At 70.8% G+C, this 20,717-nt stretch carries 19 protein-coding genes; 14 read left to right on the top strand and 5 right to left on the bottom strand.

What is annotated here, in order from left to right:
• Positions 1-118: 118 nt before the first annotated feature.
• The gene (locus QFW77_RS13765; RefSeq protein WP_280575342.1) at positions 119-553 is read right to left on the bottom strand and encodes an OsmC family protein; all 435 of its coding nucleotides are present in this window, start codon (positions 551-553) and stop codon (positions 119-121) included.
• A 245-nt stretch (positions 554-798) separates the two neighbouring features.
• Between QFW77_RS13765 and fusA the strand changes: the two genes are divergently transcribed.
• Positions 799-2,862 carry an elongation factor G gene (fusA, locus tag QFW77_RS13760; protein WP_280575341.1) on the top strand — a complete coding sequence of 688 codons (2,064 nt, stop codon included), beginning with the start codon at positions 799-801 and terminating at the stop codon, positions 2,860-2,862.
• Between the two features lie 19 nt (positions 2,863-2,881).
• On the opposite strand, the gene QFW77_RS13755 is transcribed toward fusA, so the two are convergent.
• The gene (locus QFW77_RS13755; RefSeq protein ID WP_280575340.1) at positions 2,882-5,650 is read right to left on the bottom strand and encodes a putative bifunctional diguanylate cyclase/phosphodiesterase; all 2,769 of its coding nucleotides are present in this window, start codon (positions 5,648-5,650) and stop codon (positions 2,882-2,884) included.
• A gap of 28 nt (positions 5,651-5,678) precedes the next feature.
• Positions 5,679-6,173: a hypothetical protein gene (locus QFW77_RS13750; protein ID WP_280575339.1), complete on the bottom strand. Its 495-nt coding sequence runs from the start codon at positions 6,171-6,173 to the stop codon at positions 5,679-5,681.
• Positions 6,174-6,472: 299 nt separating this feature from the next.
• On the opposite strand from QFW77_RS13750, the gene QFW77_RS13745 reads away from it, so the two are divergent.
• The 6 genes from QFW77_RS13745 to QFW77_RS13720 all read left to right on the top strand — a co-directional run bounded on the left by QFW77_RS13745 (position 6,473) and on the right by QFW77_RS13720 (position 10,221).
• Positions 6,473-6,913, top strand: a complete 441-nt coding sequence (locus QFW77_RS13745) for a DUF2784 domain-containing protein (protein WP_280575338.1) — start codon at positions 6,473-6,475, stop codon at positions 6,911-6,913.
• Positions 6,914-7,016: 103 nt separating this feature from the next.
• Positions 7,017-7,406, top strand: coding sequence for an HU family DNA-binding protein (locus QFW77_RS13740; protein ID WP_280575336.1), 390 nt, complete (start codon positions 7,017-7,019; stop codon positions 7,404-7,406).
• Positions 7,407-7,540: 134 nt separating this feature from the next.
• The gene (locus QFW77_RS13735; protein WP_280575335.1) at positions 7,541-8,176 is read left to right on the top strand and encodes a tellurite resistance TerB family protein; all 636 of its coding nucleotides are present in this window, start codon (positions 7,541-7,543) and stop codon (positions 8,174-8,176) included.
• Between the two features lie 98 nt (positions 8,177-8,274).
• Positions 8,275-8,838, top strand: a complete 564-nt coding sequence (locus QFW77_RS13730; protein ID WP_280575595.1) for a M23 family metallopeptidase — start codon at positions 8,275-8,277, stop codon at positions 8,836-8,838.
• Positions 8,839-8,963: 125 nt separating this feature from the next.
• Positions 8,964-9,404, top strand: coding sequence for a hypothetical protein (locus QFW77_RS13725; RefSeq protein ID WP_280575334.1), 441 nt, complete (start codon positions 8,964-8,966; stop codon positions 9,402-9,404).
• Between the two features lie 61 nt (positions 9,405-9,465).
• The gene (locus QFW77_RS13720; protein ID WP_280575333.1) at positions 9,466-10,221 is read left to right on the top strand and encodes a hypothetical protein; all 756 of its coding nucleotides are present in this window, start codon (positions 9,466-9,468) and stop codon (positions 10,219-10,221) included.
• A 39-nt stretch (positions 10,222-10,260) separates the two neighbouring features.
• Here the strand turns inward: QFW77_RS13720 and QFW77_RS13715 are convergent, their stop codons facing one another.
• Together QFW77_RS13715 and QFW77_RS13710 are read right to left on the bottom strand one after the other, a co-directional pair.
• A complete protein-coding gene (locus tag QFW77_RS13715) occupies positions 10,261-12,492 on the bottom strand; it encodes a DUF5916 domain-containing protein (RefSeq protein ID WP_280575332.1) in 2,232 nt (743 codons plus the stop codon).
• Positions 12,493-12,654: 162 nt separating this feature from the next.
• The gene (locus QFW77_RS13710; RefSeq protein WP_280575331.1) at positions 12,655-13,140 is read right to left on the bottom strand and encodes an SET domain-containing protein; all 486 of its coding nucleotides are present in this window, start codon (positions 13,138-13,140) and stop codon (positions 12,655-12,657) included.
• Positions 13,141-14,009: 869 nt separating this feature from the next.
• Here QFW77_RS13710 and QFW77_RS13705 point away from each other — a divergent pair.
• From QFW77_RS13705 to QFW77_RS13675, 7 genes are all read left to right on the top strand, one after another.
• Positions 14,010-14,477, top strand: coding sequence for an SUF system Fe-S cluster assembly regulator (locus QFW77_RS13705; protein ID WP_280575330.1), 468 nt, complete (start codon positions 14,010-14,012; stop codon positions 14,475-14,477).
• Between the two features lie 97 nt (positions 14,478-14,574).
• Positions 14,575-16,035, top strand: a complete 1,461-nt coding sequence (gene sufB / locus QFW77_RS13700; RefSeq protein WP_280575594.1) for a Fe-S cluster assembly protein SufB — start codon at positions 14,575-14,577, stop codon at positions 16,033-16,035.
• A 137-nt stretch (positions 16,036-16,172) separates the two neighbouring features.
• Entirely contained in the window at positions 16,173-16,934 is a 762-nt protein-coding gene (gene sufC / locus QFW77_RS13695; protein WP_280575329.1) for a Fe-S cluster assembly ATPase SufC, read from the top strand.
• On the top strand, positions 16,931-18,169 hold the full coding sequence (sufD, locus tag QFW77_RS13690) for a Fe-S cluster assembly protein SufD (RefSeq protein ID WP_280575328.1): 1,239 nt from the start codon (positions 16,931-16,933) through the stop codon (positions 18,167-18,169). The genes sufC and sufD overlap by 4 nt, the downstream gene beginning before the upstream one ends.
• A complete protein-coding gene (locus tag QFW77_RS13685; protein ID WP_280575327.1) occupies positions 18,166-19,428 on the top strand; it encodes a cysteine desulfurase in 1,263 nt (420 codons plus the stop codon). The genes sufD and QFW77_RS13685 overlap by 4 nt, the downstream gene beginning before the upstream one ends.
• Before the next feature lie 15 nt (positions 19,429-19,443).
• Complete coding sequence (locus QFW77_RS13680; RefSeq protein ID WP_280575326.1) at positions 19,444-19,974, top strand: GNAT family N-acetyltransferase; 531 nt, start codon at positions 19,444-19,446, stop codon at positions 19,972-19,974.
• 398 nt (positions 19,975-20,372) lie between these two features.
• On the top strand, positions 20,373-20,708 hold the full coding sequence (locus QFW77_RS13675) for a non-heme iron oxygenase ferredoxin subunit (RefSeq protein WP_280575325.1): 336 nt from the start codon (positions 20,373-20,375) through the stop codon (positions 20,706-20,708).
• Positions 20,709-20,717 lie beyond the last annotated feature (9 nt).

The raw sequence follows: 20,717 nt of genomic DNA, 5'->3' as shown, positions 1-20,717 counted from the left end.
CCGTGTCCGAAAACGACCACTATGCCGACCGCCGCCACTACCGGCAATCGCGTGCAGGACGGGCCCGCCACCTCGCATCGACCCTCAGCGGAGGATCCGCCGCTCGGGCCGGCCTGGTTCAGCCCAGCAGCTCCGCCTCCAGTTCGATCGGCACCGCGGACAGCGCCTTGGACACCGGGCAGTTCTGCTTGGCGTCGTCGGCGATGGCGCGGAACCGGGTGGCGTCGATGCCGGGCACGGTCGCCCTGGTCTTCAGCCGGATCGCGGTCAGCGTGGGGCCGCCGTCCATGGACAGGTCGACCTGCGCGCTGGTGTCGATGCTGTCCGGCGGGTGGCCGGCCTCGGTGAGCGCCGCCGCCAGCGCCATGCTGAAGCAGCCGGCGTGCGCCGCGGCGATCAGTTCCTCGGGGTTGGTGCCCTTCTCGTCGCCGAAGCGGCTGTTGAACCCGTACCGGGTGCCGTCCATCAGCCCGCTCTGCGGGGTGCTGAGGCTGCCCCGGCCGGACTTGAGATCGCCTTCCCAGCGTGCGGTGGCCTTGCGCGAAATGCCCATCGTGTTCTCCATCGGTCGATGCGGAAACGCGGCCCGGTGGATCCCCGAGCCGTTCACGGCAGGGTAGCGACCCGCGCGTTAGCCCCGCGTCTGGTTTGCTGCGATGCAACGGGACGCTGCGTTCGGGCAGGCGTTACTGTGCCTTCCCGCCATGACCGCCCGCCGAGCGCCGCTCGGACGGCAGCGCTCCCCCGCGGACAGCCATGACGGCCACTTCCAGCACCCAGCCAGGGAGGAACGGCCACATGCCGTATTCGACAGCGCAGATCCGCAACATCGCCCTCGCCGGGCACCCGGGCGCCGGCAAGACCACCCTCTTCGAGGCGCTGCTGCACGCCGGCGGGGCCATGCAGGCGGCAGGCAGCATCGAGCGCGGCAACACCGTCTCCGACCACGATCCGCTGGAGAAGGCGCGCGGCCACTCCATCGACGCCGCCATCGCCAGCGTCGACCACGCGCCTGGCGGCGGCCAGCAGGTGCACCTCAACCTCATCGACACCCCCGGCTACCCGGACTTCCGCGGCCCGGCCCTGGCGGCCCTGGCCGCGGTGGAGACCGTGGCGATCGTGGTCGATGCCGCGGCCGGGGTCGAATACGGCACCCGCAGGCTGATGGAGCGGGCCGCCGAACGCGGGCGCTGCCGGGCGCTGGTGATCAACCGCATCGACGCCGAGGACGCGGACTGCGCCCGGGTCCTCGCCGACCTGCGCGAGGAGTTCGGAGCGGAGGTGCTGCCGCTCAACCTGCCGGCGGGCGGCGCTACCAGGGTGGTCGACTGCTTCGGCCGGGACGGCGGCGACAGCGACCTCGGCGCGGTGGCCGACTGGCACCAGCGGATCCTCGACCAGGTGGTGGAGATCGACGAGTCTGTGATGGACCGCTATCTCGACCAGGGCGAGCAGGCGCTGTCCGGGGAGCAGCTGCACGACGCATTCGAGCAGTGCCTGCGCGAGGGCCACCTGATCCCGGTCTGCTTCGTCTCCGCGCGAACCGGCACCGGCGTGCGCGATCTGCTCGACGCCGCGGCGAAGCTGTTCCCGCATCCGGGCGAGGCGAACCCGCCGCAGTTCCTCAAGGGCAGCGGTGCGGACGCCGCCCCGCTCGTGCTCTCGCCCGATCCGGACGCCCACGTGGTCGCCGACGTGTTCCGCATCGTCCACGATCCGTTCGTCGGCAAGCTCGGCATCTTCCGCGTCTACCAGGGCACGGTGCGCAGGGAGACGCAGCTGTTCGTCGACGATGGCCGCAAGCCTTTCAGGGTCGGCCACCTGTTCCGGGTGCACGGCAAGGACCACATCGAGATCGAGCATGCGGTGCCCGGTGACATCGCCGCGGTCGCCAAGGTGGACGAACTGCACTTCGACGCGGTGCTGCACGACAGCCACGACGAAGACCACATTCACCTGGCGCCGCTGGAGTTCCCGCGGCCGATGTTCGGCCTGGCGATCGAGGCCGGCAGCCGCGGCCAGGAGCAGAAGCTCGCCAACGCGCTGCACAAGATGGCCGAGGAGGATCCCTGTTTCCGGGTCGAACACGAGGTCGAGACCAACGAGACGGTGATCCACGGCCTGTCCGACCTGCACCTGCGCATCCACCTGGAGCGCCTGCGCGAGCGCCACGGCATCGCGGTGGAGACCCGGCCGCCGCGGATCGCGTACCGCGAGACCGTGGGCGCCGCCGCCGAGGGCCATCATCGCCACAAGAAGCAGACCGGCGGCGCCGGGCAGTTCGGCGAGGTGTTCCTGCGGGTAGAACCGCTGCCGCGCGGCGCCGGTTTCGAGTTCGCCGACGAGGTCAAGGGCGGGGTGATCCCGGGGCAGCTGATCCCGGCGGTCGAGAAGGGGGTGCGCGAGGTGCTGCGCAGCGGCGCGGTGGCCGGCTATCCGATACAGGACCTGCGGGTGACGGTGCATGACGGCAAGCACCATCCGGTCGACAGCAAGGAAGTGGCGTTCGTCGCCGCCGGCCGCAAGGCGTTCCTGGATGCGGTGGCCAGGGCCCGGCCGCAGGTGCTCGAGCCGATCGTCGACCTCGAGGTGCACGCGCCGGAAGAACACATGGGCGACATCAGCGGCGGCCTGGCCGGCAAGCGCGCGCGCATCAACGGCACCGACGCGACCCGGGGCGGCGAGATCGTGGTCAAGGCCCAGGTGCCGCTGTCGGAGCTGGAAGGCTACGCGGCCGAGCTGAAGTCCGTCACCGCCGGGCGCGGGCGTTACGCGATCGATTTCAGCCACTACGAACCGGTGCCGCCGCAGGTGCAGCAGCGGCTGACCGAGGGCTGGCGGCCGCGGCAGGAGGAGGATTGAGCAGCGTCGGTCGCGCCGCTCAGGCGCCCGGCATCGCGACCGATTCCAGCGTTCCGGCCGGGGTGACGATCCCGCCGTTGAGCAGGATCCCGGTGATTCCGTTCGCGGTCAGCGGGCGGGCGTACACGTAGCCCTGGATCACGTGGCAGCCCCACGCGCCCAGCATGCGCACCTGCTCCATCGATTCCAGGCCTTCTGCCACCACGCCCTTGCCCAGGTCGCGGGCGATGGCGATGATCGAGCGCACCACGGCCTCCACCGCAGGATCGCCCTCCAGCAGGTCGATCACGAACGCGCGATCGATCTTGAGGGTGTCGCTGGGCAGGCGGGTCAGGTACGCCAGCGACGAATAGCCGGTGCCGAAATCGTCGATCGCCACCTTCACCCCGAGCTCGCGGATCGCCTGCAGCTGCGCCATTCCCGAATCGCTGTCCAGCACCAGCATGGTCTCGGTGACCTCCAGCTCCAGGCGTGCGGGGGCGATCCCGTTGGCCGCGATCGCTTCGCGAACGTAGTCGCGCAGGCGCCCGGAGCGCAGCTGGTGGCCGGAGATGTTGACGCCCACCACCCCCAGATCGAAGCCCATGCGCTGCCACTCGGCCATCTGCCGGCAGGCCTTGTCGAGCACCAGCTTGCCCAGCGGCTCGATCAGCCCGCATTCCTCCGCCAGGCCGATGAACTCGTCGGGCGGGACGATGCCGCGGTTCGGGTGCATCCAGCGCGCCAGCGCCTCGACCCCGATGATGCGGTCGTCGCGGCTGTCCACGCGCGGCTGGTAGTGCAGCTCGATCTGTCCCTCCTGGATCGCCACGCGCAGCTCGTTCTCCATCTGCACGCGCGCTTCCGCGCGCCGGTTCATCTCGGTCTCGAAGAACGCGGTGCGTGCGCCGCCGGTCTGCTTGGCCCGGTACATCGCCACGTCGGCATTGCGTACCAGTACGCCGGCGTCCACCCCGTCGCGCGGGAAGAACGCAACCCCGGCGCTGAAGCGCTGGTGGAATTCGCGATGGCCGACCACGATCGGCCGCGCGAACGCCTCGTCCACCCGCGCCATCGCCGCGACCACCGCGTCCGGCCGCGACGCGCCCCGCAGGATCAGGAAGAACTCGTCGCCCCCGAACCGGCCGACGAAATCCCCGGGGCCCAGGCTGGCGCGGATCCGCTCCCCGCTCTGGACCAGGATGTCGTCGCCCAGCGCGTGGCCCAGGCCGTCGTTGATCGCCTTGAAGCGGTCGAGGTCGACGAAGGCCACGGCGAAGGCCTGGGCCGACGGCCGCGCCGCCTCGATGGCTTCGGCGAGCGCCTCGAAGGTGGCCAGCCGGTTGGGCAGCCCGGTGAGCAGGTCGTGCCTGGCCTGGTAGAGCAGCAGGTCCTGGTGCTTCACGAACGCGGCCGCAACGGCGATGCGTTCGGCCAGGTCGCGCACCTGCCCCTGCAGATGTTCCGCCAGCCGGCTATCGTCCTGGCGACCGAGCAGCAGCCAGATGCGGGTTTCGCCCTCGCCGCCGAGGGCGATCGCCCACACATGCGATTCGGCGCGCCCGGCATCGCCTTCGCGCAGCGGCGCGGCAGGTCCGAGTTCCCCCGCTTCCAGCACCGCTCCGGGGGCCCCGGCCCGCGGCGACATGCGTCGCAGCGCCGGCGGCACCTCCGCCACCGGAACCTCCGTGCTCCGGTCCGCGCCGCGCGCGCGCCCATGGCACCTGCCGCCCTGGCCATCCTCGGGTCGAGACAGCAGCACGCAGACACCGGCGCCGTCGGTGACCTCCGCGATCCTGGCGATCACGAGCTCGATCACCTCCTCGAGCGGGACCCGGGCCAGGATCAGATGGTCGATTTCCGACAGGATCCTCAGGGTGTCCAGTTGCTGGGTAATGCGGGCGCGCATGTCGTCGAAGGTATCCGACAGCAGCCCGAACTCGTCCTTCTCCGCGGCGCCGATGCGCGGCCCGCCCCCGCCGAACGCGCGGATCCTGCCGAGCAGCACTTCCAGCGGGCCGACCACGCGACGGATCTGCAGCGAACTGAGCAGCATCGCCAACAGCAGGATCCCCACCATGACCGGCGCCACCAGCCGCCGATAGTGCGCGAGCGCACCCGGCGCCTCGGTGGTGGCGGTGAAGATCCAGTCGGGCGCGTCGAACTGCGGCTTGATGAACAGGGTCCATTCGGTTTCGACGCGGCGCGCGCCGTCACCCCCGGGTTCGCGCTCACCGCCGCAGAACAGCCGTGCCCCGCCCGCTGCCTCCACGCAGATGCGCACCGCGTTGCCGATCTCCTCGGGATTTCCCCATAGGTAGGCGCGGTCCAGGCGCCCGGCGATCACGGTGCCCTGCCCGCTGCCGGGAATACGCCTGAGCAGGACCACGTCGTGCGCACGGCCGGCCACCTCCGGCGCGAGCACCATCACTTCGGAACGCGGCGGGATGCCGGCGTCGCGCAGCCCTTGCCGGAACCGGCCGGACGGGAGCAGGAGCCCGTGGTCGGGCGCTTCGAACACCACCACGTCGCTGAAGAACATCGACAGCACTTCGCCGCCTTCCCCCTCCCCCAGCACCTCCGGTTCGGCCGCGGCCAGCGCCTGGCGCGCGGTATACAGACGCTGGAACACGCCCAGGGCGTAGCTCTTGTTGGCCTGGTGCAATCCGCGCATCGCGGACGCCTCGGCGTTGGCGGTCGAGGCGCGCCAGGTCATCCAGAACACGGCGACCGCCGGCACCAGCGCCGCCAGGCAGAACATCAGGAAGATGCGCCGGCCGAAGCGCGTGGCCAGGAAGACGCGCTTCATCCGCGGGCCGGACGGCGGGTGCATGGGCTCAGAACTTTTCCGCCAGGTCGATGAACGAGCCGTCGCGCGCGCGGATGACGTCGTCTAGGCTGTCCTTGTTGTCGACCTGGGTCTTGAACACGCCGTCCTTGCCGGCGCTGAAGAGGTCGAAGTCGGAATTGAGCGGATTGAGCCGTTTATCTTTCCGCGCCTTGCCCTTGGCGCCCTTGCCGGTGAGATCTTGGTAGTGGTAGGGGTTCTTCCATGGATCCAGATAACCGCCACGGCCTACATCCACCAGCGAGCCCGGCAGGGTCCCGTGGTCGTTGCGATAGCGCTGGATGTCCATGGAGATCATCAGGATATCCGCCTTGGCTGCCTCGACCCTCGAATGCTCGATGTGCTCGGTGAATTGACCAATCGCCAGCATTGAGATCACTACGGCAATGGACACGGCAAACATCAGCTCCACCAGCGTGAAGCCAACGGCCCGGCCGCGCCCGTGGAGGCGGCCACCCGCTGCCGTTTGCCGGTACCTGCTCATCTGTGCCCATCCCCCCCGTGGTGAATGGCGGGACCTCATTGTTCACCATCCGGGGGAAACGATCGTGAACGCTGCCCCCGGGATAACGGCGGCAGTCGCCCAAACTGTAGTCCGGGGCCGCTGCCGCGATGCGGCCCAGTTCCCGGCGAAGGTCTTCGATCGGGCGATAATGCGCCGGTGACGACCCTCGGCTTCCCAGGCGATCCGCCGACCTCGGCAAGCGCCGCAACGGCGTTCCACCCGCTCCTCCGCTTCCAGGCGCAGGCGGCGGCTCGTCGCGGCCGGGCGCCGGTGCGGGCATGAGCGCCGGGTTCGCCGCACTGCTCGCCGATGCGGTCCTGGCCGCGCACGCGGCCATCGTCGCCTTCGTGGTGGTCGGCGCGTTGGGGATCCTGGCCGGCGGGCCGCTCGGCTGGCGCTGGGTGCGCCATCGCGGATTCCGGATCGTGCATCTGGCACTGATGGTCGGGATCGCCGCGCAAGCCTGGCTGGGGCGGCTGTGTCCGCTGACCGTCTGGGAGCAGGCGCTGCGAAGCCATGCGGGGCAGGTCAGCTACGGCGAGTCCTTCGTCCAGCACTGGCTGTCGAGGCTGATCTTCTTCGAGGCGCAGTGGTGGGTGTTCGTGGCCGCCTACAGCGCGTTCGCGCTCCTGCTCGCGGGCTGCTGGTGGCGCTGGCCGCCTCGCCGCCCGGGGCCGGGCATGGATCCTGCAGGTCGGCCGCAGGCGAAAAAACCCTAGTTTTTTTGCGTTTTCCTATTGGCGGCAGCGCGCGCATGCCCTACATTCCGTGTGCCGGGCGATGTCCGGCCCACCTACATTCATCCATCACGGAACAGGAAACATGGCGAAGAAAGCGAAAAAGGCGGTCAAGAAAGCCGCTGCCCCGAAGAAGGCGGCTGCCAAGCCGACCGCCCAGAAGCCGATCAAGGAGTCCCTGAGCAAGTCCGGCCTTGTGGCCCACATTGCCGACACCTCCGGCGTCGCCGCCAAGGACGTGCGCGCCGTGATGGCCGCGCTCGAAGGCACCATCGCCGCCTCGGTCAGCAAGAAGGGCGCCGGCACCTTTACCCTGCCGGGCGTGCTGAAGATCACCGCCGTCAAGGTTCCCGCCAAGGCCAAGCGCAAGGGCATCAACCCCTTCACGAAGGAAGAGCAGTGGTTCGCCGCCAAGCCGGCCTCGGTGAAGGTCAAGGTGCGCCCGCTGAAGAAGCTCAAGGACGCCGCCGCCTGATCGCGGCGAGGCCCGGAACGCTCCGCTTCCGGGCATGATCGAAAGGGCCGGTCCGCTCCGCAGGAGCGCCCGGCCTTTTCTTTGAACCCTTCCGTCCCGTTTCGCGGGATACGACAACCCCTCCGGATACGACGATGCAACTCCAGGGATTTCTCGACCATCTGCTCAAATCCAACCTGCCCGGCGGCTCCAGCGGCGACCGCAAGGGCGTGCTCGAATCCGACTTCGGCAAGGGCGCCGTCAGCGGCGGCATGCTCGGGCTGCTGCTCGGCCGCAACCGCACCACCCGCAAGCTGGCCACCTACGGCGGGCTGGCGGCGATCGGGGTGATGGCCTATCGCGCCTACGGCGAGTACCAGCGCCAGCAGCAGACCTCCGCGCCGGAACCGCAGACCGTGGACCGGCTGCCGCCGCCGCAGGCCGAGGTACACAGCGAGGCGATCCTCAAGGCCGTGGTGGCCGCGGCCAAGGCCGATGGCCACATCGACGCGCGCGAACGCGAGACCATCGAGGGCGAGTTCCGCCGCCTCGCCGGCGACGCCGACCTGCAGCGCTGGATGCATGCCGAGCTCGAGAAGCCGCTCGACCCGGCCGAGGTCGCGCGCGCCGGCGCCACCCCCGAGATCGCCTCGGAAATGTATCTGGCCAGCCTGATGGTGGCGGACGAGCAGAACTACATGGAACGCGCCTATCTCGACGAACTGGCCCGCCAGCTCGGGCTGGACGAGTCGCTGAAGGCCGGGCTCGAACGCCAGTTGCGGGCCGGCTGAAGGCCTTCTCCGCGACGGCCGGTTCACCGCCGGGCCGCTAGCCTCGGCGAGTGACCGGCCCGACAGCAGCACCGAAGCACGACTACCGCGCGGCGGCCATGCGCCTGTCGATCTGGGCGCTGCTGCTGGTCGCCGCCGCATACGCCGGCGCCTGGGCCTGGCAGCAGCCGTTCATGGAGCGCGCAAGGATGGGCTGGAGGCTGGCGCGGATGCCGCCACCGGCGTCGCTGGCGATGCCGGTGCGCGGCGTGGCGGCGGCACGCGTGGCCGACACGTTCGGCGCCCCGCGCGGCGCGGACCGCCGCCACGAAGGGGTGGACATCTTCGCGCCGCGCGGGACCGAGGTGCTCAGCGCGACCCCCGGCATCGTCGGCGCAGTGCGCCAGAGCGGGCTCGGCGGGCGCCAGGTCTGGGTGCTGGGGCCGGCGCGCGAGCGCCACTACTACGCCCACCTCGACGCCTGGGCGCCGGCCCTGGCCCCGGGCGAGGTGGTCTGGCCCGGCAGCGTGCTCGGCACGGTCGGCGATACCGGCAATGCGCGCGGCACCTCCCCGCATCTGCACTACGGGATCTACGGGGCCGGCGGCGCCTACGACCCGCTGCCGTTGCTGCGTGCCGCGGCGGCCGACACGCCCGCCGGCGCGGCCACCGACGGCGACTGAGCGAAGCGGCGAGCCGGCCCGGCGCACGGCCGCGAACGCCGCGCGGCCGGCCGCGGCATCGACCCGTCACCGGCCCGGCGTTAGCATGGGACCAGGGCGCGGCGGCGCATCCCGCGGAGCGGCAGATGGACAAGCGTTTCTGGGTCTGCGGACTGGTGGTGGCGATGGCCGCGCTGCTGTCGGGGTTCCTGGTCCATGGCGTGGTGCTGCGCGGGGACTACCTGGCGCTCGCGCCGCTCTACCGCAGCCAGCCCGAGGCCAATGCGCGCTTCGGCTGGATCGTGGCCGCCTACCTGCTGATCGGCTTTTCGATGACCTGGCTGTATCGGCGCCTCCACGACACCGAAGAGGTGCGATTCGGGACAGGCCTGCGCTTCGGCATCGCCGTGGCGCTGGTGTCGTTCGTCCCTTGGCACCTGCTCGCCTATGTGGGCCAGCCGCTGCCGCTGTCGCTGATGCTGCGCCAGGTCGCCTTCGATTTCGTCGCCATGGCCACGCTCGGGATGCTGCTGGCGTGGCTGCGCCCCGGCCGGGTGGCGCTGACGCTGCCCTCCGGGGAACGCTAACCGCGCGTTCATCGCCGCCGGGTAGGCTCCCGCAGGCCTCCCGCTCGACCCGGTCCACGCCATGCGCCGCATCGCCCTGACGATCGCTCCCGCCGTGTGCTTCGCAGTGCTGCTGGGCTGCAGCGACGGCAGCGAACCCGCCCCGCCCGGCACCGGCCCCGCTTCCCCGGCCGGTGAGCCGTTGCCGGCACCCGCCAGCGCCGCGGGCGGCGTCACCGGCATGCCCGACCAACCCGGCCCGGGGGCGTCGGCGACCATCGGCCAGCCGGCGCCCGCCGCGATCGAGCCGCTGCGACCGGGGGACGCGACATCGCTGCTTCCGCCGCTGGAGGACAATCCCGAGACCGGGTTGGCGCAGGCCGGTACCGACACCGGAGTGATCTTCCCCGACACCGCCGCCGAAGCGGTGGCTGGCCGCCGGGAGGACGCCGCCGCCACGCCGCCGATGGAAGCGGAAGCGGCGACCGCGGTACTGCGGGACTATTACGCCGCGCTCGACGCGCGGGATTACGCGCGCGCCTATGCGCTCTGGTCCGATGGCGGCCGCAGCAGCGGTCAGACGCCCGAGCAGTTCGCCAGCGCCTTCGCCGGGGCCGCGCGGATCAGCGTGAGTGTCGGTGCACCCGGTCCGGTGGAAGGCGCGGCGGGCTCGCGCTACGTCGAGATCCCGGTCAGCGTGACGACCCGCGACGCCGGCGGCGCCGTCACCCGTCAGGTCGGCGCCTACACCCTGCGCCGCGCGGTCGTCGACGGCGCGAGCGCGCAACAGCGATCCTGGCGGATCGCCTCGGCGCAGCTGCGCGAACTGCAGCCCTGAGCGGGCCTCGGGCCGAACCGACGCCCGCGCACCGCCACATCATCGCGCGAAGCGATAGCTGAACTTGACCAGCAGCTGCTCGTCGTCGCGCAGCCGGAAGGCGTCGCCGAGCAGCCCGCCGACGTCTTCGGCGTGCGGCAGTTGCTCGTAGCCCCCGCGCGCATAGACCACGTACAGGTACGAGAGCGGCGCGATCTCGTAGCGATAGCGCACCTGGAATCCCAGCGTGCGCACGGCGAAATCGTCGACCGGATCCTCGCTGGCCAGGGCGCGGCCGCCCTCGACCCTGTACGCCTGGCGCAGCCGCGCGTCCAGCGCCAGCGCCTGCAGCTTCACCCGCAGCTCCTGGCGCTCGGCGAGGGTCCAGTTCACTCCCGCCTCCAGCTCCAGGCTGCGCTCCGAGAAGCTGCCCACCAGGTTCTCGCGCTGCCACACCAGCCAGTCCGGCATGCGCTCGATGGCCAGGCCTGCGACCAGATTCAGGCGGTCGTTGACGTGCAGGGTCGGCGCGTAGCTCAGGAAATGCCCGAGCCGGCGGTTGCCTGACAGCCCACCGCCGAACACCTCGACCTCGACCTCGTGCGCCCAGGCACCGCGGCGCGGCCGCGAGTACTCGTAGTAGGCGGTGGCCCGCGGCGGCAGCCGCAGCGAACCGTGGCCGCGGGTCAGCAGGTCGTCGACCCCGGCACCGTTGACGTTGATCTGGGCGTACTCTTCGCTGCCGTCGCGCAGCCTGCTGCTGCGGATGATCCGCAGCTGGTCGTACAGCCGCTCGCCGCCGTCGTTGCGGGTGGTCGAGACACGCGCGCGCCAGTCGTGCGCGGAGTAGCGCGAGGCCGCCGGCAGCGAGGCCAGGCGCCGCGAGACCTGCCAGTGGGCGTAGTTGAGGTCGTTGCGCGAGAGATAGCCGAAATCGTTGATCTGCAGCTCGTCGGAGAAGTGCATCGCCATCCACTGCTGGCGCCAGCCGCCGTGCATCTCGTAGTCGGCGTAGGAAGTGATGCCGCCGCCACGCGTGGTCGCGCCATCCTGGTCGATGCGGCTGCCCAGCAGGCGGGTGCGCACGCTCAGGCTGGCGGTGGGGCGCCAGTCCTGGTCGACGCCCAGCACCGTGGCCTGGCGATCCAGGAACGGCCGCTCGACCCTGGTCAGCATCAGCCCGAGGTTCTGCCGCTCCAGATCGTGGGTGAGCCGCAGCGCACCGAACGTGCGGCCGACCGCGCCGGACTCGTCGGCCAGGAACAGGCCGTAGCGCGACGTTCCGGCGTTGCCGTTGAGCTTGAGCGCCGCGGTGATGTCGCCGGCCCCGGAGCCGTCGTCGGCCGGTCCGCCGACCCGGCGCGTGTACAGCAGCTGGCTGTCGTCGGACGGGGTGGCGAAATCGAACAGGCCCTGGTTCTCGGTGAAGAAAGGGCGCTTGTCGCTGAAGAAGGTCTCGGTGGCGCTGAAGTTCACCACCAGATCGTCGCTTTCCACCTGGCCGAAGTCCGGATTCACCGTGGCGGTGAGCTGGAACTGCCCGCTGGGTTTCCAGAACAGGTCGGCGCCGGCCTCGAGATCTCCGCGTCCGGCGACGTTGTCGTAGACCAGCGACGAGTACGGGGTGATCGCCAGCAGCGACTGGCTGAAGCGGGGCACCTCGACGGGAGCGAACTCGGTGAGGAACCGCGGTCGCTCGAAGCTCGCCTCCGGCCATGCGACGCGTTCGCCGCTGGCGCCGATCACGCGGTCGAGGTAGACGTGCAGGGTGCGGGTCTCGCCCTCCCCGCCGCGCATCGGCGCGACGTGCCAGGGCACCAGCATCTCGACCTCCCAGCCTTCGGCATGCTCGGTGACGGCGCTGCGCCAGCTACCGTCCCAATCGCTGTTGAAGCCGCCACCGGCGGTGATCACGGCGTCGTAGACATCGCCGGTTGCGCTGACGGTGAAGTTGTAGCCGGTGCGGCCGCCGCCGTCGAAGTCGACCATCAGGTTGACGCGATCGACCTGGGCCTGGAAATCGCGCGGCAGCCGCTCGCGGGAGCGGGGCACCCCGGCCGGCTGGACGTTGCGGAAGGCCACCGCCAGGCCATCGGGAACGGCGAGGACCCAGGCTTCGGTCGGATGCGAGGCGGGTTCGCCATTGAGCGGCTGAACCTTGCGGAAATCGGTGACGCGGTGGGCGCCCTCCCACTCTCCGGGGGCGACGCGGCCGTCGATCTCGACGGCACCGGCCGGCAGGGCGGCACCGGCCAGCGACAGGAAGACGGCGGCCAGGCGCGCACAGGGCATGAATGGGGTCCTTTCGGGAAGCGCATCGCGCTTCGATGCCGCGCACGATACCGGCGCCCCGGCGCCGGTCCGACTGATATTAGTCATGGCAACCTTTTTGCGCCTTCGCGCACCGCCGGGCCGCGACGGCGGCGGCTCCGGCAGGGGCGGGCGCGCGGGCGCTCAGCGCTTGGGCTGCAGCATCGTCCCGGTGCAGGTCTTCGCGCCGCAGCGGCAACCCCAGAGCTTCTTGAGCTTCGGGGTGTGGCGTTCGTCCAGGGTGATGCCGTAGTTGTAAGTGAGTTCCTCGCCGGCGCGGATGTCGCGGATGGCCTCGATGAACACCTTGTCCTTGTGCGGCCGGGACTCGTCGTCCTCCTCGACCACCGCCTCGCAGTTGGGCTCGCAACTGTGGTTGATCCAGCGCGCGACGTTGCCCTCGACGTTGGCGTCGATGACGTAGTCGTCGTTGAGGGTGAAGAGGAAGGTATGGCCGTCCTCGTCGATGTCGCCGTACTCCGCATCGACCTCCTCGTGGGTGCGCAGCTTGCCCTTGTAGCGGATCACCCGCTCGCCCTTGGCGATCGCCTCGGTGGCGAAGACGCCGTTGCCGTGGATCGGCGAGAGGCGGGCTTCGATCTTCTTCCTTGCCTTCTTCTGCTTGGGCATCGGTTGCGACAGTCTGCGAAAGAAGCCGGCATTGTGGTGCAAGCGCGGCCGGTTCGCCAATGCGAGTGTCCGGACTTCGGGAGGGTCGCCCCCGGGCGGCGCCCGTTGGAGAGGTTCTCCACCGTCGCCACGGGGCACGGCATCGATCGGCTGCTCGAGGGAAGTTTCGCGGAGCGCGAGCCGTGCCGGGGACGCCAGGCGCTCCACCCGATGAAGGGGTCCGTCACCGTCGCCACGGGCCAGCGACAGCGAACAGCCGCTCCTGGGGTTGGGTTCTTCAAGAGCGCCTTCGCCCTGCTGTGCGGGGCGCCAGCCGCGCCGGGGGTATTGCTCCGCCCTTCCGTCCGGCCATCCATGGCCGGAGTCAGGGCCGCAGGCCATCCATGGCCTGCTCTGCGCAACGCCCCCGGCACGTCTCCGGCTTTCGCGTCGATGGGCTTCGGAGGAAATGGATACCAGGCATCCGACAGTGAATCGCCAACGCGGCGTCCGGGCCGGAGGCGGACAGCAGGCCATGGGTGAGCACGGGCCCCTTGCGCGGCACTGCCGCGCGGCCCGTGCGAACGCCCGGCGCGCTGCGCCGGGCCGGACCGGGCCGCGTAGCGGCACGGGCCTGCGGCGGCGGATCGGCCCATGGATGGCCCGACTCCGCCGGGGAGCCTTCCCCGGCCCGGGCGCCGCTGGCTCCGAAGCCCACGCGCCCATCCACGCCGTTCCCAGCGCATTCGTGCGACCGAGGCCCAAGAGAGGCGCGGATCTGAACGAACCGGCCGAGCAGCTCCAGATCGGCGCGTTGTCCCGGCATCATGGCTTGGCCGCCGGCGCAGGAAAGCGTACAATTTCGGTACGTTTTCAGGACCGCCCCCGCCATGCTGCGCGTCACCCGCCTCACCGACTACGCCACCGTCGTCCTGACCGTGCTCGCCGCACGGCCAGACGCCGTGCTCAGCGCGTCCGAGCTGGCCGAGCGGGCGGGGCTGGAGACCCCTACCGTCAGCAAGCTGCTCAAGCCGCTGGCGCAGGCCGGCCTGGTGGAGGGTTTCCGCGGCGCCCACGGCGGCTATCGGCTGTCGCGCGCGGCTGCGGCGATCAGCCTGATCGAGATCGTCGAGGCGATGGAAGGGCCCCTGGCGATGACCGAATGCAGCCTCGACGGCGACCAGTGCGGCATTTCCCACCAATGCGGCGTGCGCGCCAACTGGCGCCGGATCAACGACGTGGTCGCCGAGGCCCTGCGCGGCGTCAGCCTGGCGCAGATGCTCGACGGCGCCGGGGTCCCTCCCCCTCCCAACATCGGGGCGAGGCGCATCGCCGCCCGCCTCGCACCTCCCACATAGCGCGGAGCCGGCTCCAGCACCGGCGCCGGCCGGCGCGCGGATCCAGCCGGACGCGCCCGCTCCCATGAGACACGAACACGTAGGCAGCCCCGACACCATGGCCACCGAAATCATCGAACCCGTCAGCAATCGCGAGATCCACGAACAGCTCGGCCGCGGCTACGCCGCGGGCTTCGTTACCGACATCGAGTCCGACTCGCTGCCGCCGGGGCTGGACGAGGACGTGATCCGTGCCCTTTCGGCCAAGAAGAACGAGCCGGAGTGGATGACCGAATGGCGCCTGGCCGCCTACCGGCACTGGCTGACCATGCCGGTCCCGCGCTGGGCCAAGCTGCGCATCGCCCCGATCGACTTCCAGTCGATCAGCTACTACGCCGCGCCGAAGGGGCCGAAGTACGCGTCCCTGGACGACGTGCCGCAGGAATTGCTGGACACCTACGACAAGCTGGGCGTGCCGCTGCACGAGCGCGCGAAACTCGCGGGCGTGGCGGTGGACGCGGTGTTCGATTCGGTCTCGGTCGGCACCACCTTCAAGAAGGAGCTGGCCGAAAAGGGCGTGATCTTCTGCTCGATGTCCGAGGCGATCCAGGAGCATCCCGAGCTGGTGAGGAAGTACCTGGGCAGCGTGGTGCCCACCGGCGACAACTACTTCGCCGCGCTCAACTCCGCGGTGTTCTCCGACGGCAGCTTCGTGTTCATTCCCAAGGGCGTGCGCTGCCCGATGGAGCTGTCGACCTATTTCCGGATCAACGCCGGCCATACCGGCCAGTTCGAGCGCACCCTGATCGTCGCCGAGGAACGCTCCCACGTTTCCTACCTCGAAGGCTGCACCGCGCCGATGCGCGACGAGAACCAGCTGCACGCCGCGGTGGTCGAGCTGGTCGCGCTCGAGGACGCCGAGATCAAGTACTCGACCGTGCAGAACTGGTACCCCGGCGACGAGGAGGGCCGCGGCGGGATCTACAACTTCGTCACCAAGCGCGCCGAGTGCCGCGGGGCGCGCAGCAAGGTGGTGTGGACCCAGGTCGAGACCGGCTCCGCGATCACCTGGAAGTACCCGAGCTGCGTGCTGATCGGCGACGACTCGACCGGAGAATTCCACTCGGTCGCGCTCACCCACCACCGCCAGCAGGCCGATACCGGCACCAAGATGATCCACATCGGCAGGCGCACCAAGTCGAAGATCGTCAGCAAGGGCATCAGCGCGGGGCGCGGCCAGAACACCTACCGCGGCCTGGTCAAGGTGGAGCGCAACGCCCACGGCGCGCGCAACCACACCCAGTGCGACAGCCTGCTGATCGGCAAGCAGTGCGGTGCCCACACCTTCCCCTACATCGAGGTGAAGCACCCCGGCGCCACCGTCGAGCACGAGGCCACCACCTCCAAGATCTCCGACGACCAGATGTTCTACTGCCGCGCGCGCGGCATCTCCCAGGAAGATGCGGTGAGCCTGATCGTCGACGGCTTCTGCAAGCAGGTCTTCCGCGAGTTGCCGATGGAGTTCGCGGTCGAGGCGAAGAAGCTGCTGGAAGTCAGCCTCGAGGGCAGCGTGGGCTAGGCGTCGTCACTGGGGATTGGTGATTGGTGATTCGCAGAGCCTCCCCTCCCCCCGCCGTCCGATCCATCCGCGAATCACCAATTTCGAGTCATCGCGAAACACTTCCCCAATCACCATTCAAACGACAGCGAACCCCCATGCTCAAGATCGACAACCTCCACGTCCGGATCGGCGAACGGGACATCCTCAAGGGCCTCTCGCTCGACGTGCGGCCCGGCCAGGTGCACGCCATCATGGGCCCGAACGGCGCCGGCAAGTCCACGCTGGGCAACGTGCTGGCGGGGCGCGAGGGCTACCAGATCGTCTCCGGCAGCGTGCAGTTCGAGGGTCGCGACCTGCTCGAACTGGCGCCGGAGGAGCGCGCCGCAGCGGGCGTCTTCCTCGCCTTCCAGTACCCGGTGGAGATCCCCGGGGTGAACAACACCTACTTCCTGCGCAGCGCGCTCAACGCCCAGCGCAAGGTGCGCGGCGAGGGAGAGCTCGATTCGATGCAGTTCCTCAAGCTGGTCCGCGAGAAGCTCGCCACCCTGCACCTGGACGACCGGCTGCTGCACCGCGGGGTCAACGAAGGCTTCTCCGGGGGCGAGAAGAAGCGCAACGAGATCTTCCAGCTGGCGGTGCTGGAGCCGAAGCTGGCGATCCTCGACGAGACCGACTCGGGCCTCGACATCGACGCGCTGAAGAACGTCGCCGAAGGCGTCAACGCGCTGCGCTCCGCCGACCGCGCGTTCCTGGTGATCACCCACTACCAGCGGCTGCTCGACTACATCGAGCCGGACCTGGTCCACGTGCTGGCCGACGGCCGCATCGTCGAGAGCGGCGGCCCGGAACTGGCGCTGCGCCTGGAAGAGCACGGCTACGCTTGGCTCGAGAACCGGATCGCGCCGGAGGCCGCATGAGCGCCTTGCTCGACTCGCTGGCCACCGGTTTCGATGGCGACGGCGCCCGCCGGGCCATGCTAGACGCCGCGTTGCGCGACGGCCTGCCCGGGCCGCGCAGCGAGGCCTGGAAATACACGCCGCTGCGTGCGCTGGAGCGGCGCCGGTTCGACACCGGCGCGGCCGCGCCGGCGGTCGACCCCGCGGTGCTGGCCGGAATCCCCGCGCCGCGGCTGGTGTTCGTCAACGGCCGTCACGACCAGGCCCTGTCCGATCTGTCGGCGCTGCCGGCGGGAGTGTCCCTGGCCACCGGCGCTGCAGACGCGGCGGACGAGGGCGGCCGGTTCCAGCGCAGCGACGCGGTCTTCGCCCGGCTCGCGCTGGCGCTGGCGGAGGACGGGCTGACGCTCGAAGTCGCCGCGGGCGCGCGCCCGGACTCGCCGGTGCACCTGGTGTTCGTTGGCGCGCCGCAGGGCGACCGCGAGCTGGCCTGGCACCTGCGCCACGCCATCCGCCTGGGCGATGGCGCGCAACTGCGCATGGTCGAGCACCACCTCTCCGCCGGGGCCCACCGGCATCTCGACAACGCGCTCCTGGCCCTGGAGCTCGGCGAAGGCGCGAGCCTGCAGCATGCGCGCATCCAGGCCGGGGCCGACGGCGCCAGCTCGTTCCTGCGCACCGGCGCCACCCTGGCCGCCGCGGCGCACTACGCGCGCGTCGACCTCGAACTCGGCGGCGCGCTGTCGCGCCACGAACTCGATGTCAGGCTGGTCGGCGCGGGCGCGCGCCTCGCCGCCAACGGCGTGTTGCTGGCCGGGGGCCGCCGGCACCTGGATACCCGGCTGGGCATCGAACACCTGGCCCGCGACACCTCCTGCGCCCTGCTGTGGCGAGGCATCGGCACCGGCCGTGGACGCGCCGTGTTCCATGGCGGGATCACCATCCACGCCGGGGCCGACGGTACCGACGCGCGGCTGTCGAACAAGAACCTGCTGCTGTCCGAGGGTGCCGAGATCGACACCCAACCGGTGCTGGTGATCCATGCCGACGAGGTGCAGGCAGCCCATGGCGCCACCGTCGGCCGGCTCGATGAGGACGCGCTGTTCTACCTGCGCAGCCGCGGCCTGCCCGCCGCGGAGGCGCGGACCCTGCTGACCGCCGCGTTCGCGCGCGAGCCGCTGGCGGCGGTCGAAGGCGCCGGCGATGCGCTCGAGGCCCACCTGGACCGCGCCCTGGCCGCGCTGGCGGCGCCGTGAACGCGCCGCAGCCCGCTGCTGCCGTCGCGCCGACGGACGCCGGCTCCATCGACTGGGCCCGGGTGCGCGCCGACTTCCCGCTGCTGCACCGTGCGGTGCACGACCGACCCCTGGTGTATTTCGACAACGCCAACACCTCGCAGAAGCCCGCCGCGGTGATCGAGGCGATGGACGGCTACTACCGCCGCTACAACGCCAACGTCAGCCGCGCGGTGCACCAGCTCGGCAGCGAGGCCACCGAAGCCTACGAGGACGTCCGCCGCAGGCTGGCGCGGTTCCTCAACGTGCGCGCCGACGAGCTGGTGCTGTGCAGCGGCACCACCTTCGCCATCAACCTGGTCGCCTATTCCTGGGCGCTACCGCGGCTCGGGCCGGGCGACGCGATCCTGGTCTCGCGGATGGAGCACCATGCCAACATCGTGCCCTGGCAGCTGGTGGCCGAACGCACCGGCGCCACCGTGCGGGTCGCCGAGATCCGGCCGGACGGCACCCTGGACCTCGATGCGCTGCACGCGGCGATGACCCCGGAGGTGAAGCTGCTGGCGGTGGCCCACGTCTCCAACCTGCTCGGCACCGTGAACCCGGTGCGGGCGATCTGCCGCGAGGCGGCCAGGCGCGGCATCGTCACCGTGGTCGACGGCTCGCAGGCGGTCCCGCACCGCAGGGTCGACATCGCGGCGCTCGGTTGCGACTTCTACGCTTTCACCGGTCACAAGATGTGCGGACCGACCGGCACCGGCGCGCTGTGGGCGCGGCGCGAACACCTCGAAGCGATGCCGCCGTTCATCGGCGGCGGCGAGATGATCCGCGAGGTGAGCTTCGAGGGCACCGTGTTCAACGATCCGCCGCACAAGTTCGAGGCCGGCACCCCGAACATCGCCGGCTTCGTCGGCCTGGGCGCCGCGGTCGACTACCTGGCCGCGCTGGGCATGGACGCGGTGGAAGCGCGCGAGGGGGAGCTGCTGGCGCACCTGACCGAGGCGCTCGGCGACATCGATGGCCTGCGCATCCTCGGCAGCGCACCGGACAAGGCGGCGGTGGTCGCGTTCCTGGTCGATGGCGCCCACGCGCACGACCTGGCGACCCTGCTCGACCTGGAAGGCATCGCCATCCGTTCCGGCCAGCACTGCGCCCATCCGCTGCTGCAGTTCTATGGCGTCGCGGCGACCTGCCGCGCCTCGCTCGCGTTCTACAACACCCACGACGAGATCGACGCCTTCGCGGCCGCGCTGCGCAAGGTGCGTGGTCTGCTGGGCTGAGCGCGGCCGGTTCCCATGTCCGCACCGGTGTTCCGCCACGCCAGCCTCGACGACGTCGACACGATCGTCGCCCTGGTCACCTCGGCCTACCGCGGCGAGTCGAGCCGCGCCGGCTGGACCACCGAAGCAGACCTGCTCGACGGCAACCGCGTCGACCCGGAACTGCTGCGCGACGACATCCGGCGGCCCCGCAGCCTGGTGGTGCTGGCCACCGAGCCCGGCGCCATGGCGCCGATCGCGTGCGCGCACGTCGCCGAGGATGCCGGCGCCGGATACTTCGGCATGTTCGCGGTGCGTCCGGACCGCCAGGGTGCGGGGCTGGGCCATGCCCTGCTGGCCGAAGCCGAGCGCATCGCGCGCGAGGACTGGCGCCTGTCGGCGATGCGCATGACCGTGCTCGACGTGCGCGACGAGTTGATCGCCTGGTACCTGCGCCGCGGCTACCGCCGCACCGGCACGTTCCGGCCCTTCCCTTACGGCGACGCACGCTTCGGCCTGCCGCGGCGCGACGACCTGCGCTTCGAGGTGCTGGAAAAGGCCCTGTAGGCGCGGTTGCGCTGGGCCGCTCGCGTCGCCGCCACTACAATCGCGTCTCCGCCGACGCCATCCGAGCCAATGGACGAAGATCTCGACAGCATGTCCCGCGACCAGCTCGTCGCCGAGGTCCAGCGCCTTCGCGAGGGCATCCGCGCCCACCGCACCAGCAGCGGCCACGCGCTGTGCTGGCGCCGCCCGGGGCTTTGGGGGCTGCTGCCCGACGGGGAAACGCCGCAGCCGGTCGTCCCGGCCTGGCCGCGGTTTTCTCCGCGGCTGCATCCGCTGTCGGGAGAGCCTGGACGAGCAGCTTCCCGACGCTCCGCGCAGCGCCGCCCCGTATCGCGAATGAGGCGCCCGACCCGCCCGCTCGGCGCGTACGCGCTGGCATACCGGCCGCGGCGCCGCTGATGGCCGACGGCCTGCCGGGCTGGACCCGCGTCTGCGCAACCGCCGAGCTGCTGCCCGGCGAGATGCGCGTGGCCTGGGACGGCGATACCCCGATCCTGGTGGTGAACCACGAGGGCGACCTCTACGCCATGGAGGATCGCTGCAGCCACGAGGATTTCGAGCTCTCCGCCGGCGCGTTCGACCCGGAGCACGCCACCATCGAATGCGTGCTCCATGGGGCCAGGTTCGATGTTCGCGACGGCAGGCCGCTGTGCCCGCCCGCCTACGAGCCGGTGGTGCGGTTTCCGGTGAAGGTGGTCGACGGCGCGGTCTGGACCCGCGACGACCGCGGCTGAGCGGTCCCG

Source organism: Luteimonas endophytica (assembly GCF_029887875.1).
Lineage (GTDB): Bacteria > Pseudomonadota > Gammaproteobacteria > Xanthomonadales > Xanthomonadaceae > Luteimonas > Luteimonas endophytica.
The sequence above is the reverse complement of the archived record's forward strand: the minus strand, read 5'-3'. Positions and strand labels throughout refer to the sequence as shown.